This is a genomic window from Superficieibacter sp., from assembly GCF_032071645.1.
Taxonomy (GTDB): Bacteria; Pseudomonadota; Gammaproteobacteria; order Enterobacterales; family Enterobacteriaceae; genus Superficieibacter.
In genome coordinates, this window is the sequence record NZ_DAMAPU010000002.1 from 197,982 (window position 1) to 211,734 (window position 13,753).

The 13,753-nt window shown below is 54.9% G+C and carries 14 protein-coding genes; 6 read left to right on the forward strand and 8 right to left on the reverse strand.

Annotated elements, in window-relative coordinates:
- Nucleotides 1–8 precede the first annotated feature (8 nt).
- Entirely contained in the window at nucleotides 9–1,400 is a 1,392-nt protein-coding gene (gene ygjG, locus RT197_RS05210) for a putrescine aminotransferase (protein WP_312948025.1), read from the reverse strand.
- Between the two features lie 420 nt (nucleotides 1,401–1,820).
- Between ygjG and RT197_RS05215 the strand changes: the two genes are divergently transcribed.
- Entirely contained in the window at nucleotides 1,821–3,341 is a 1,521-nt protein-coding gene (locus tag RT197_RS05215; RefSeq protein ID WP_312948027.1) for a methyl-accepting chemotaxis protein, read from the forward strand.
- Here RT197_RS05215 and RT197_RS05220 read toward each other — a convergent pair.
- A complete protein-coding gene (locus RT197_RS05220; protein ID WP_312948029.1) occupies nucleotides 3,338–3,883 on the reverse strand; it encodes a PadR family transcriptional regulator in 546 nt (181 codons plus the stop codon). The genes RT197_RS05215 and RT197_RS05220 overlap by 4 nt on opposite strands.
- A gap of 226 nt (nucleotides 3,884–4,109) precedes the next feature.
- On the opposite strand from RT197_RS05220, the gene RT197_RS05225 reads away from it, so the two are divergent.
- Nucleotides 4,110–4,880, forward strand: coding sequence for a siderophore-interacting protein (locus RT197_RS05225; RefSeq protein WP_312948032.1), 771 nt, complete (start codon nucleotides 4,110–4,112; stop codon nucleotides 4,878–4,880).
- A 5-nt stretch (nucleotides 4,881–4,885) separates the two neighbouring features.
- Here the strand turns inward: RT197_RS05225 and RT197_RS05230 are convergent, their stop codons facing one another.
- Nucleotides 4,886–5,641, reverse strand: a complete 756-nt coding sequence (locus RT197_RS05230) for an IclR family transcriptional regulator (RefSeq protein WP_312948035.1) — start codon at nucleotides 5,639–5,641, stop codon at nucleotides 4,886–4,888.
- Between the two features lie 279 nt (nucleotides 5,642–5,920).
- Here RT197_RS05230 and RT197_RS05235 point away from each other — a divergent pair, with 279 nt between their 5' ends.
- On the forward strand, nucleotides 5,921–7,021 hold the full coding sequence (locus RT197_RS05235) for a glycerol dehydrogenase (RefSeq protein ID WP_312948037.1): 1,101 nt from the start codon (nucleotides 5,921–5,923) through the stop codon (nucleotides 7,019–7,021).
- A 217-nt stretch (nucleotides 7,022–7,238) separates the two neighbouring features.
- The gene (locus RT197_RS05240) at nucleotides 7,239–8,555 is read left to right on the forward strand and encodes a diguanylate cyclase (RefSeq protein WP_312948039.1); all 1,317 of its coding nucleotides are present in this window, start codon (nucleotides 7,239–7,241) and stop codon (nucleotides 8,553–8,555) included.
- Between the two features lie 6 nt (nucleotides 8,556–8,561).
- On the opposite strand, the gene RT197_RS05245 is transcribed toward RT197_RS05240, so the two are convergent.
- Together RT197_RS05245 and RT197_RS05250 are read right to left on the reverse strand one after the other, a co-directional pair.
- Nucleotides 8,562–8,771, reverse strand: coding sequence for a 4-oxalocrotonate tautomerase family protein (locus tag RT197_RS05245; RefSeq protein WP_312948042.1), 210 nt, complete (start codon nucleotides 8,769–8,771; stop codon nucleotides 8,562–8,564).
- A 24-nt stretch (nucleotides 8,772–8,795) separates the two neighbouring features.
- On the reverse strand, nucleotides 8,796–9,530 hold the full coding sequence (locus RT197_RS05250; protein ID WP_312948043.1) for an SDR family oxidoreductase: 735 nt from the start codon (nucleotides 9,528–9,530) through the stop codon (nucleotides 8,796–8,798).
- A gap of 132 nt (nucleotides 9,531–9,662) precedes the next feature.
- On the opposite strand from RT197_RS05250, the gene RT197_RS05255 reads away from it, so the two are divergent.
- On the forward strand, nucleotides 9,663–10,553 hold the full coding sequence (locus RT197_RS05255) for a LysR substrate-binding domain-containing protein (RefSeq protein WP_312948045.1): 891 nt from the start codon (nucleotides 9,663–9,665) through the stop codon (nucleotides 10,551–10,553).
- On the opposite strand, the gene RT197_RS05260 is transcribed toward RT197_RS05255, so the two are convergent.
- Both RT197_RS05260 and RT197_RS05265 read right to left on the reverse strand, forming a co-directional pair.
- On the reverse strand, nucleotides 10,554–10,979 hold the full coding sequence (locus RT197_RS05260) for a GFA family protein (RefSeq protein ID WP_312948047.1): 426 nt from the start codon (nucleotides 10,977–10,979) through the stop codon (nucleotides 10,554–10,556).
- Nucleotides 10,980–11,013: 34 nt separating this feature from the next.
- Nucleotides 11,014–11,760: a sulfite exporter TauE/SafE family protein gene (locus RT197_RS05265; RefSeq protein ID WP_312948600.1), complete on the reverse strand. Its 747-nt coding sequence runs from the start codon at nucleotides 11,758–11,760 to the stop codon at nucleotides 11,014–11,016.
- A gap of 113 nt (nucleotides 11,761–11,873) precedes the next feature.
- Between RT197_RS05265 and RT197_RS05270 the strand changes: the two genes are divergently transcribed.
- Nucleotides 11,874–12,791: a LysR family transcriptional regulator gene (locus tag RT197_RS05270; protein WP_312948049.1), complete on the forward strand. Its 918-nt coding sequence runs from the start codon at nucleotides 11,874–11,876 to the stop codon at nucleotides 12,789–12,791.
- Here the strand turns inward: RT197_RS05270 and RT197_RS05275 are convergent.
- Complete coding sequence (locus tag RT197_RS05275) at nucleotides 12,766–13,680, reverse strand: hypothetical protein (RefSeq protein WP_312948052.1); 915 nt, start codon at nucleotides 13,678–13,680, stop codon at nucleotides 12,766–12,768. The genes RT197_RS05270 and RT197_RS05275 overlap by 26 nt on opposite strands.
- Nucleotides 13,681–13,753 lie beyond the last annotated feature (73 nt).

Here is a 13,753-nt window from a genome sequence, read left to right on the forward strand (position 1 = left end):
GCCTCCTCTCACTGCTCCGCTTCCGGCTCCTGCTGCGTCGTCCGTAGCGTCTCCAGCGCCTTTCCGGCCGCCTTAAGCACCAGTTCACATTGCTCAATGGTTAAGGTCAGCGGCGGTTCGATGCGAATGGTTTTTGAGTTGTTCAGCGTTCCGGCCACCAGAATATGCTGGCGGAACATCTGGCTGGCGAAGCGATAGCCTGCTTCTCCGTCCACGAACTCAATCGCCATCAGCATCCCTTTGCCGCGCGCATCCTGTACCAGATCCGGGTACTGACGCGCCAGCAGGCGGAAACCGTCCAGCAGCATATCGCCTTTTTGCTCCGCCTGAGCGGGCAGGTTTTCTTCCAGCAGCACGTTGATGGTAGCCAGCGCTGCGGCACAGGCCAGCGGGTTACCGCCAAACGTGGTGGTGTGCAGGAACGGGTTATCAAACAACACCGAGAAAACCTCCTCCGTGGCGATGGTGGCACCAATCGGCATCACGCCGCCGCCGAGCGCTTTGGCGAGGCACAAAATGTCCGGCTGCACGTTCTCGTGCTCGCAGGCGAACATCCTGCCGGTGCGGCCCATCCCGGTCTGCACTTCATCCAGAATTAACAGCGCGCCGAACTCGTCGCACAGCTTGCGGACCGCCGGTAAATAACCCGGCGGCGGCAGGATCACCCCGCCTTCACCCTGGATAGGTTCGAGGATCACCGCAGCCACGTCGTCACCGGTTTTGTGGCATTCGCTAAGCATCATGCGCATAGCGTCGATATCACCGAACGGAACGTGGCGGAAGCCGGGCAGTAGCGGCATGAAGGGCGTGCGGAAGGCCGATTTTGCCGTCGCTGACAATGCGCCAAGCGACTTGCCGTGGAACGCACCGCTGCTGGCGATAAAGGTGAATTTGCCGCGCGGCGACTGGTAGGCTTTGGCGAGCTTAAGCGCCGCTTCGACCGATTCAGTACCGCTGTTGCTGAAAAAGCTGTATTTCAGTTTGCCTGGCGCAAGTGCCGCCAGCGTTTTTGCCAGCATTGCCCGTAGCGGATCGAGCAGCTCCTGGCTGTGAAGAGGTTGTTTTGCGAGCTGATTCTGTACGGCGGAAACAACAACTGGATTACGGTGCCCCACGTTGAAAATGCCAAAACCGCCCAGGCAATCAACAAATTCCTGTCCCTGGGTGTCGACAAGCGTATTTAAACTTCCCGCCTGCCACTCTACGGCTCCGTAATCCCCGCCTGCGGTAACAGATTTTCGATACTCTAAAAATCCGGGATTCACATGTTCTTTAAAGTAGTCAATCACCTCTCGGTTAAGGGCTTTCATCTCCTCATGATCAAGCGTTCGCTTCTCAATGAGATTCAGTGCGTGCGCGGTGCAGGCTAATGCCGACGCGCTGGAAGGTAGTCTGTTCAAAATAGGCTCCAGGGGCGCGCGTATCACATGATACCGATTTAAGTATTGCAGGGATTGCGCCACTTCGGCGGACTTAGCACAAATCAGGATAAACACCAGGCAAAAGGGTAACAGGACGATATTTAATCGTCCTGTTCACAGAGGCGCAACAATTACCTCTGAAGAGGTAAAAAAACACTTCAGCACAATCAGTCGGTTGCGCCAAATCGGGGCGCGGGCTGCACCAAAAACAGGCATAACAATGAACTATTTCGTAGTGAAAATATTTAAAATCAATGGATTACCGTAACCCACTAAAAGTAAGGTTTAATCGCAAATTGCGATCTAAATCAAATTTAACAACTAAAGATAAAGTGATTATCGCCGAAATAACATTACACCAAATAATTAACATTCAAATAACTTGCAAAGGACGCAGCTATGTCTTCCTCTTCAAGCGTTACGCAACGTGAGCACCCTCTGGACGATAGCACCACCCTGATGTCTACCACCGATTTACGCAGCATTATCACTCATGCCAATGATACCTTTGTGCAGGTCAGCGGTTACTCCCAGCAGGAACTGGTCGGGCAGCCGCATAATCTGGTGCGCCACCCGGATATGCCGAAAGCCGCCTTTGCCGATATGTGGTACACCCTGAAGCAGGGCGAGCCGTGGACCGGCATCGTTAAAAATCGCTGTAAAAACGGCGATCATTACTGGGTCCGTGCCAACGTCGCGCCGATGGTGCGTGACGGTAAAGTCACGGGCTATATGTCGATTCGCACCAAAGCGCAGAAAGAGGAAATCGCCGCTGCCGTGCCGTTGTATCAGGCGCTGGCGGAAGGCCGCTGCCGTAAACGCGTCTATAAAGGGCGCGTGGTGGGCAAAGGCGTTGTCGGACGGCTGAACGCGCTGCCGTTACGCTGGCGCACGCGGGGGGTTATGGCGCTGCTGTTTGTGGCGCTGGCCGCCGCGTTGATGGCGCTTAGCGCGCCCGCGCTGTCGCTGCTGTGGTGCGCACTGGTCGTGCTGCTGGGCTGCGCCTGCTTTGAGTGGCAGATTGTGCGTCCGGTAGAGCAGGTGTCGCGTGAGGCGTTAAGCGTGGCGACCGGCGAGAAAAGCAGCGTCGGGCAGTTTAACCGTGGCGATGAACTGGGACTGACCCTGCGCGCCGTCGGTCAACTGGGGCTAATGAGCCGCTGGCTGATCAATGACGTAGCCTGTCAGGTGGCGAGCGTGCGCGACAGCAGCGTAACGCTGGCAAAAGGTAATGACGATTTGAACGCGCGTACCCGACAGACGGTGGTGAACGTTCAGCAGACGGTTGCCACCATGAGTCAGATGGCCGCCTCGGTGCAGCACAATTCGGCGACCGCCGCCGCTGCCGATAAACTCTCCAGCGCTGCCAGCAGCGCAGCGATCCACGGCGGCAGGGCGATGGAAACGGTGGTTAAAACGATGGATGAAATTGCCAGCAGTACCCAGCGCATCGGCTCCATTACCACCCTGATTAACGATATCGCCTTTCAGACTAATATTCTGGCGCTGAATGCCGCCGTTGAAGCCGCGCGGGCCGGAGAGCAGGGGAAAGGGTTTGCGGTGGTGGCGGGCGAAGTGCGCCATCTTGCCAGCCGCAGCGCCAGCGCCGCGAACGATATCCGCAAACTGATTGAGGCCAGCGCCAGCAAGGTGCAGTCCGGCTCCGATCAGGTTCACGCCGCCGGGCAAACGATGGAAGATATTGTGTCGCAGGTGCAGAACGTCACCCGGCTGATTGCCGAGATTAGCGGCTCGACCTCAGAGCAGGCGACGGGACTGGCGGATCTTACGCGGGCGGTGGCGGAACTGGATGCTATCACCCAGAAAAACGCCGGACTGGTAGAGCAAAACGCCGCCGTCTCTGCCATGGTCAGACACCGCGCCAGCCGTCTGGAGGACGCGGTGACCGTCCTGCATTAATCGAGCTGCGAGATTTCAAGCGACGCGCGGTCGATAACGCCAATAATCTGTTTTAGCTGCGCGGCGCTGATTTCGCCCTGATTCACTTTCAGATCCAGCACCGCTTTAAAGTTCTCCAGTGCGCGCTTCATTTGCGGATTTTTGCGCAGCTCAAAGCCCACGTTCCGCGCTTTGATCCGTTCCTGAATATGTTCCAGATGCTCGCTGTTCTCTTCCAGCCATTGCTCCCCGATGGCGGTAATGGCGATCTTTTTGCGCCCGCCGTCTTCTTCCGTGATGGTGATAAACTGCTGATCTTCCAGAAAGTCGAGCGTCGGATAGATCACGCCAGGGCTGGGGGTGTAGTTACCCTGGGTCAGGGTTTCGATCTCTTTGATAATCTCATAGCCGTGACTGGCATTGCGGCTGAGCAGATCGAGGATCACGACCCGTAGTTCGCCGTGACCAAAAAATCGCTGCCGCCGCCCGCCGCCGCCGTGATGATGCTCGCCGCCGCGTCCATGATGGTGATGTTCTCTGTCAAATTCATGATGATGTCGCATAGGGTTCTCCTCTTTTTTTGATATATCTAATTTATATCTAAAAATTCAGATAACGCAATGGGGTCAACGATATTTGTTTTAACAATATGATTTTAAACGTTATTTATTTTTGGGGGTATTTGTGCTCTCCGCTATCTAAAAATCGCTTGCATTTTACATGATTAGCAATCATTATCATTTGGAAAATTAATTCAGATATATCGAAAACTTCACGAAGGCGAAAATAATGACTGCAAAAACACGCTATCCACAACGTGTCCGCAACGAACTGCGCTTCCGCGAACTGGACGTTCTGCGTGTCGAGCGTATCAGCGCAGGCTTTCAGCGCATTGTGCTGGGCGGCCCGGCGCTGGAAGGGTTCTCCTCACAGGGATTTGACGATCATACTAAAATCTTTTTCCCGCAGGACGGCACGCGCCTGATCCCGCCCACGATGACGGACGAAGGCATCGTCTGGGCGGACGGCGTGCGTCCTGCCGCGCGTGACTACACGCCGCTGTACGATGCGGCGCGTCATGAACTGGCGCTGGATTTCTTTATTCACGACGGCGGGGTAGCCAGTCGCTGGGCGATGAATGCGCAGCCAGGCGACACGCTCACTATCGGCGGCCCGCGCGGTTCGCTGGTGGTGCCGGAGGATTATGCCTGGCAGCTTTATGTCTGTGATGAATCCGGGATGCCCGCGCTGCGTCGTCGGCTGGAAGGGCTGGCCGCATTACCTTCACGCCCGCAGGTGACGGCGATTGTCAGCGTTAACGACATCGCGCTACAGGATTACCTGGCGCATCTGGACGGGTTTACTATTGAATGGATCGTCGGTCATGACGAGCAGACTCTTGCCGCGCGGCTGGCGCAGCTCAACGTTCCGGCGCAGGATTACTTTATCTGGCTTACCGGCGAGGGTGAGACGGTAAAAAAACTCGCCACGGTTTTTGAGGACAAAGATCGCGATCCGCAGCTCCTGCGCACGGTTGCGTACTGGCATAAAAAAGGCTGAAAACCTTAAAGCATTCTGGCAGAGAGATCGCGGCAGGCGCTCATAATCAGCGCGGAAATTTCAGCGATTCTCTCTTCAGGAAGCTGGAGCTGAATGCCGCAAACGCTGATTGCCGCGATAGCGTGATGTTTGTGATCGAACACCGGCGCGGCAATACAAAATACGCCGGAGCAATTTTCTTCGTTATCGTAAGCCCAGCCTTTACTTCTGATCCGGGCAAAATCGGCCAGCAGCTCGCTTTTACGGGTGATAGTGGTGGCGGTAAAACGGGGAAGATTTTCATCCGGCAGCAGCGCGTCAATTTTTTCTTCCGGCAGCCACGCGCCCAGCGCTTTTCCCACCGCTGAACTGTGCAGCGGCAGCTTTTCCCCTTCCCAGCTGCGAATACCAATAGGATGATTGCTTTCCAGTTTCAGAATATAGACGGGCGACCGCTCATCCAGTACCCCTAAATGGCAGGTCAGGCCCGTTTCATTACGTACACGTTCGAGGATCGGCAGCGCAATATTACGGATATCGAACTGCTCCAGCGATTTATTTCCCCATTCGTACAGTTTCAGACCCAGATAAAATCGGCCTTTTTCCTGGCGCAGAATGTGATGGACGGTGAGCGCGTTGAGCAGAGAAGAAGTGCTGCTTTTGGGTAAAGAGAGATCTTGCTGGATCTGGCTGAATGTGGCACCCGGCGAGGAAAACAGATAGTTGCAGATCCTGATGGTCTTATCGATCGCCGGGACGGAGGTGGTTGAATCAGAGAGCATAATGAGGTTCGCCAGCCAGAAAAGTGAGGGGGATTATACGTGAATTGGAAATTATAAAAATCACCCTGTTTATTTCCCTCCTCCTTTATAAAATAGCCACTTTATCTATTAATAATAATTAAAGGTGATGTTTTTCATGTGTTTTATTTGCCGTGTGAATGAATTAAAAAAACAATACTTCGCACTGGTTGACGAAAAAATAATAAGGAGTAAATATAGACTCATTGTAAGAACTTGAGTTCCATATACGGAACTGATGCCGTTTATAAGGAGATATTTATGATTACTACCGCTATTTTTCCGGGTCGTTACGTACAAGGCGCTGGCGCAATTGCCCACTCTCTGGCGGAAGAGATTTTACGCCTCGGCAGTAAAGCGCTGGTGCTGGAAGACCCCGTAGTAAACCAGAAGCTGGGGGAAAAGCTCGACGGCGCGCTGAAAGGCAAAATCGATTATCAGGTCGAGATTTTTAACAGCGAATGCTCGGATGAAGAAATCGAGCGTATTTCCGCGCTGGCGAAAAGCTACGGCGCGGAAGTGATTGTCGGCGTGGGCGGGGGCAAAACGCTGGATACCGCCAAAGCCACCGGCGCATCGTTGAAGCGTCCTGTCGTCATTGTTCCAACGCTGGCATCAACCGACGCGCCGTGCAGCTCGCTGGTGGTGATTTATACCCCGCAGGGCCAGTTCAAACGCTATCTGATGATCCCGCGTAACCCGGATGTGGTGCTGGTGGATTCCGCCGTGATCGCCGAGGCTCCGGTGCGCTTCCTGCTCTCCGGGATTGGCGACGCGCTGGCGACCTGGTTTGAAGCGGAAGACTGCCGCATTAAACTTGCGGGGAATATGACCGGGCGTCCGGGGCCGATGACCGCTTTTGGCCTGGCGCGCTTATGTTTCGATACGCTGCTGAAATACGGCGTGCAGGCAAAAAATGCCTGCGAGCAGCAAAAGGTGACGCCTGCGCTTGAGCATGTCATTGAGGCAAATACGCTGCTTTCCGGGCTGGGCTTCGAAAGCGGCGGTCTGGCGGCGGCTCACGCTATCCACAATGGCCTGACGGTGCTGCCGCAAACCCACCGCTACTGGCACGGTGAAAAGGTCACCTTCGGCACCCTCGCAATGCTGATGCTGACCGATCGCGATCCTGAACTCATCAATACCGTTTATCGTTTCTGCCTGGATCTGGGCCTGCCGACCACGCTGGCGGATATTGGTTTAGAGAATGTCAGCGATGCAGAGCTGCTGAAAGCGGCCGAAGCGTCCTGTCAGCCGGGCGAGACGATGCATAACGAGCCGTATGAAGTCACGCCTGCCAGCGTCCTCGCTGCGATGCGGGCGGCGGATGCCGAAGGCCGTCGCCTGAAAGCGCTGCGCTAATCTCCTGTCGCAAACCCGGCGGTTTTTCGCCGCCGGGTCGTTGTTTCTTGCCCGCATGCCGTGTAGTGATCCCGCCCCGATTTGACGAATCAGCGCTCATAAAGAATATTTATATTCACAGTATCAATGTTTGCTACTCTCAAATTGCGCTTCCCTGTATCTTTATAGCTTCTGTTGCCCTGACCCGGTCATTATTAAACGCGATTCGAGCACGATCATGACGAATGAAAAAGCCCCCTCTTATTTTCATCAGGTTGATGAAAAGCATCTGTTTGATCTTCTCAATCATAATTCTGACTGGCTGTGGGAAGTCGATGCTCAGGGGCGTTATACCTGGGTTTCCGACGTGGTGAATGATTTGCTGGGCTATCCACCTGAAGAGGTGCTGGGCCGCACGCCGTTTGATTTTATGCCCCCGGAAGAAGCCGCCCGCGTCGGCCAGGCGTTCGGCGAAATTGTAGCGGCGCAGCGGGCCTTTTCCGGTCTGGTGAATCGCAACCGGCGCGCGGACGGCACCATTGTGGTGCTGGAAACCAGCGGTATTCCGCTGTTTGATGACGCGGGTAATCTTAGCGGCTATCGCGGGATTGACCGCAATATCTCCACGCTTGGCGAGCGGGTGCTGCAACTGGAAACGATTTATGACACCACTCCGGTTGCGCTGTGCATGATTGACGTCAACGGTCGGCTGGTGATGTCCAACAAGGCCATGAATCGGTTAATTGGCAATACGCCCGCCGACGAAGATTCCTTTGCCCGGTTAATGCCGGAGTGCTGGCAGCAGTTTTTACTGGATTTTGCGCTTGCGGGCAGCGGTGAAGAAATTCCCAGCCGGGAGGTGATGTACGCCGAGCGTTATTATTACACCCAGCCGGTGCCAGTGTATGACGCGATGAATAATGTCGTCGGCCTGTCTGTGACCTGGGTTGATATTACCGCTCGCCGTCTGGCGGAGCAGAAGCTGGCGAATGCCAATCAGGTATTACAGCAGTTTGCCCAGCTCGATCATCTTACCGGTCTCTATAATCGCCGCTATATGGATGAATTTCTGATTAAAGAGATTGCTTACGCGCTTGAGCAGGGGCTGCCGGTGTCGGTATGCCTGGCGGATATCGATTACTTTAAAAATTACAACGATAGTCAGGGGCATCAGTCCGGTGATGACTGCCTGCGCAAAGTGACTAACGCGCTGGTCTCCGCCAGCCTGCGCCCGGAAGATAATATCAGCCGCTACGGTGGTGAAGAGTTTCTGGTGATCCTGCCGCGCACAGATATGTCCGGGGCGCTGATTGTGGCTGAGCGCCTGCGCGAAAGTATTAACGCGCTGCGTATTCCCCATCTTTCCAGCCCAACCGGGTTTTTGACGATCAGTATCGGCGTAGCGACGCTGTACGATGAGAACGCGTTCCGGGAGGATCAGCCGCTGCACAGCGTTGCCAGCAAGCTGATCTATCAGGCGGATACGGCCCTGTATGCAGCAAAAAAACAGGGCCGCAACCGGGTGATCAGCGCGTCCAACAGCGGTATGGAATAGGGGCGATTAACGGGCCCGGTAGTCCGGCGGAATGCTGAACGGCTCATCGGCGCGGTAATAGCCGCCGTCCTTCACTTCTTCAATCAGCACCATCGTGTGCGGGCGCGCGTGCTCGCTAAAATATTCGACCAGCAGATCGGTAATGCGATGGCTAATTTCGGCTTTCTGCTGCGCGTTCAGCGCCGCTTCAGGGGTCTTGATATTGACGAAAGGCATATCTTCTCCAGTTTTTAATCGGGGCTAAACCACGCCGCCGTTAACACGAATCACCTGCCCGTTGATCCAGCGGCTTTCATCGCTGGCAAGGAAACGGACGACCTGCATAATGTCTTCCGGCTCGCCGAGCCGTCCCAGCGGATTCATGCCCTTAATACGTTCAATTAACGCTTCACTTTTCCCTGTCAGAAAAAGCTCCGTCGCTACCGGACCGGGGGCGATGGCGTTAACCGTAATCGCCCGCGCGCCCAGCTCTTTGGGCAGAATATGCGTCAGCGCTTCTATGGCGGCCTTGGTGGCGGCATAGACGCCGTACTGCGGCTGATACAGACCCACGACGCTTGAGGAGAAATTAATGATCCTGCCGCCGTCGTTCAGGCGCGTTGCCGCTTCCCGCATCAGGCGAAACGGGGCGGCCAGGTTAATGGCCATCTGCCGCTCGAAGCTGTTGTCGTCGGTATCGGCAAGCGAGGAGAGCGTCATAATCCCGGCATTATTGACCAGAATATCCACCCGCCCAAAAGCGGCCTCTGCCGCGTCAAATAATGTTTTTGCGGCAGCCGTTTCAGCGATATCCGCCTGCACGGCAACGGCGTTACCGCCCGCGTCGGTAATTTCTGCCACCAGTGCCTCAGCCTGTTCAGCGCTGCGGGCGTAGTTGAGCAGTACCGCTATGCCATCGGCGGCAAGACTGCGGGCAATCTCCGCGCCGATCCCTCTGGATGCGCCCGTTACGATCGCGACTTTAGTGTGCTGCATGATTGTGCTCCCGTTAATGGATAACCTTCATACGCACTATACCTGTCGTAAAATTAAAAATAATCGTCTGTAAATTGACATAATAATTCATTCTTCACTAATAATAAGAGCGGATGAGGGGAGGGACTGACGGTGGATAAACTTCAACAGCTCCAGCTATTTGTACGAATAGTGGAGGGCGGCAGCTTTTTACAGGCGGCACGGGATCTGGGCATTGCCCGCTCCACCGCGACCAATGCCATTAAGCAACTGGAACAGGAAACCGGCGTCCGGCTACTGGCGCGTACCACGCGGGAGGTGAAGTCCACCCCGGAAGGCGAGGAGTTTTACCGCCGGGCGCGGACGGTGCTGGGAGATATCGAAGAGACCTGGACGGTATTTCGCAAGGCGGCACCGGGTGGGCATTTGCGCATTAACGCGTCCGGCCTGCTGACCCGGACCTTCCTGGTACCGCGCCTGCCGGAGTTTCTGCGCCGCTACCCGGACATCATCATTACCTTTGGGCAAACCGATCGCTATGTGAATCTGGTGCGCGAGGGCATCGACTGCGTGATCCGGGTCGGCGTGCCGGAAGACAGCAGCCTGCGGCTGCGTCGGCTGGGCAGTCTGCCGGAGATCACCTGTGCCAGTCCGTCTTATCTCGCAGCCCACGGAACGCCACGCAGCATGGGCGATCTGGCAGGCCATAAGATGATCGGCTTTGTATCCTCGCAAACGGGCGAAGTGATGCCGCTGAAGTTTACAGGCGAGAGTGGCGTTGAAAGCCGCATTCTGCCGGTGCAGGTGATGACCGACAACTCTGACACCGCCGCCGCGCTTGCCGCCGAAGGGCTGGGGCTGATCCAGGCTCCGCGCTATCGCTTTGAAGAACAGCTTCGGCGCGGCGAACTGGTAGAGGTGATGACGGAGTACCCGCCGGGAGCGCTGCAAATCAACGCCATCTATGCGGGCGAGCGCCGGGCCTCGCGTCGTCTGGACGTCTTCCTTCAGTGGGTCAGCGCTATTTTCGCCGACGCGCTGTAACTACTCCGCAGGTTTAAAAATCAGCGTGCCTGCCAGCAGCGAGCGCCCGTTATTATCATTGGGATGATTTACGCCGTCATGCACCGGAACGGTAAGGAAATCGAACGGACTGACGCCCTCCAGGCAGGCGGCGTTGACGCCAAACTGATTAGGGTTCGAGCGGCGCTGATGATGAGTATAAATGCCGCATCGCGAGCAAAAGAAGTGCTGCGCCACGCCGGTATTAAAGCGGTAACTGGTCAGATGCTCTTCGCCCTGCAAAAACCTGATGCCGTCCGCTTCGGCGGAGACGACCACCGCGCCTCGCATCCGGCAGTAGGAGCAGGTACAGCGGCGGGCGCTGTTTAAGCCGTCGCTAAGCGTCACTTCAAATTTTACCGCGCCGCAGTGACACTGGGCGGCGTAATGCTGGGGAGACTGGGACATCGCGATATTCCTCATGGCAGGATAAAAATATCTCTTACGACAGGATCAGGGGTCGCAGAATTAATTCCGCGCCCAATAAAATTAAGAATAGCAGAAAGCATTTTCTGAACGTTTTCGCGCTGATACGTAAACGAATTTTCTGCCCCAGCCACATCCCGAATAGCGCCGGAAAAACAGTGAGTAACGAAAGGGAAAGCTGGCTGGCAGGGTAAGCGTGATGGGTGAGGAGGCCGAGAGCCAGCGCGAGCGTTGAGACGGTAAAAGACAACCCTAACGCCTGTACCAGCTCCTCTTTACTCAGCGACAGCGACTGCAAATACGGCACCGCAGGCATGACAAAGACCCCGGTCGCGCCCGTCACGATGCCGGTTATGGCACCGATCAACGGCGAAAGCCAGCGCTCTGCGCGTGGGGGTACGCTGATAGTGGGTGAAAACAGCGCGTAGCCCGCGTAAATCACCAGCGCTGCGCCCAGCCCAAATGCGGACCCGCGAGGATTAACCGCAATCAGCAATACCGAGCCTGCGACCGTACCCAACATAATCAACACCATCATTAACCACAGGCGGGAAAATAAAGCCAGAAACGCCGGGCCTGCCAGTAATTGCCAGATATTCGTCACCAGCGAAGGAATAATTAATAAACCCGCCGCTGCCGGTAAAGGCATAAACGATCCCAGCAGACCCATGGCTACCGTCGGCAGTCCCATGCCGGTCACGCCTTTAACCAACCCGGCGGCAATAAAAATCATCGTTAAAAGTAACCCGGTGGCGTCATGCATCATCATTGCCTGGTGGCTGAAATATGCGCCATTGAAACAGCCTGCAGGCTGTGGCACAATGCGGAATATCCATCGCAGGCTTCGGTTAATCCGAAGGCTCAAGAGGCGCGCGCATGAGACTGGATTTGGCGGATTTACAGCTTTTTATCTGTATCGTTGAGGCGGGCAGTATCACCGGAGGCGCAATAAAAGCTCACCTTGCGCTGGCGTCCGCCAGCGAGCGGCTGCGCCATATGGAAGAAGATGTCGGCGTGGCGCTGCTGGTGCGTCATGCCAGAGGCGTCACCCTCACCCAGGCCGGGGAGGCACTGGCCCGCCACGCGCGGCAAATCCTGCTTCAGCAGCAGTTGCTCAAAAGCGAATTACGTACCTTTTCCGCAGGCGTTCGCGGCACCCTGAAACTGTATGCGAATACTTCGGCGCTGACGCACTTTCTCCCCGGACGGATCGCGCCGTGGCTGGCACTGCATCCCGATCTGCATATTGAGCTGGAAGAGCGATCCAGCCGCGATATTATCAGCAGTCTGCTGGCGGGGCTGGGTGAGGCCGGGATTGTTTCCGATGCCGTTGACCGCCAGGGACTTACCTTTGAGCCGGTTGCTGATGACCGTTTAACGTTAATCATTCCCGCTGCTCATGCTCTTAATACGCAGCAGAGCGTATTTTTTCATGACATTCTTGAGGAGCCTTTTATCGGGCTTTATTCCGGGAGCGCGCTTCAGCAGCATATTGATTCGCACGCCAGCGCGCTGGGAAAAACGCTGAACGTCAGAATTCGCATGAATACCTTTGAAGGCGTGAGCGAAATGGTGGCGCAGGGCACGGGTCTGGGGATCGTCCCTGAAACGCTTGCAGAAAAATATCAGGGGCGATTTGGCTATAATAGCGTGGCGCTACGGGATAGCTGGGCGCAGCGCAAACTGTGTCTTTGCTTCCGCCACTGGCAGGACCTCACGCCAGCGATGAAGCATCTGTTTGCTCATCTGCGTGGGGCAACTGATGCGGTCAGCGGTGAAGCGCATTTACGTTAGTGATGTATTCCTGCACCTGCTGCGCATTATTTTTGTTGTCCGGTGACGGCAGGCATTTCGATCCCCAAATATTGAGTTCTGATTTGCCCTTATTATTCAGTTCAATTTTGGTTTCTTTGCGCTCATCGGTGGTGTAATACAGCGTCGAAAGTTTAGCGTCCAGGTAGTTGGCCAGAATATTCAGCCGGTCATATTTGCGCTTATCTCGTTTCGGATAGTAATTTCCCAGCCGTTGCTCGTTAATCGGCGTATTTAAATTATGCTTTTTGTACTCAAGGATAAACTTCGCCTGATAGTTTTCATCAATTATGATGGCATCAACGTCGCCGGGGTAAGGAGTATCGGTTCTCGATAAATAACATTCCAGCAAAGAGGTGCTGAACGTCAGCGGCTTGCCCATGTGAAATCGTTCGCCCGTTTTCTGCGCGATGATATTTCTGAACGCGCTGACGTTGATCTTATTAAACGAGAGCTGAAAATGTCCTGTGCTGGAATCGTAATAATCAATGCTTAGCATGATGAGAGGCTTATCTTCATGCCAGTCTGCATCGTTAAAAATCACAAAGTGCGCTTTCAGATCGTATTTCTGGCAGAACTGACAGAGAGTCTCCATGCCGTCGCGCGTTTCATATGCTATTAAGGTCGCGGCAATATCCTGAAGTTCCAGATTATCGACCGGAACAGAAAGAGTGCGTTTAAACCAGATATCACGATCTAACTGGTACGTTTTCCAGTTAACAAAAAAATCAAAGTGCAGGCGCTTGCGGTTAATTTGCGCGAGGTTGCTGGCCGAAAACCAGTCCTCGGGGGTGCCAGTGATGGCGTTAGATTTCGCGCGAATGGCCGGGTTGTCGCATCTTTTTAGTGTATCAGGTTCGGAGATAATCATACGTCCTGCCTTACCAGCGAAAATGTGATCCGGTAATAGTACCGCACTCGCGATCTGACAACATCTCCAAATA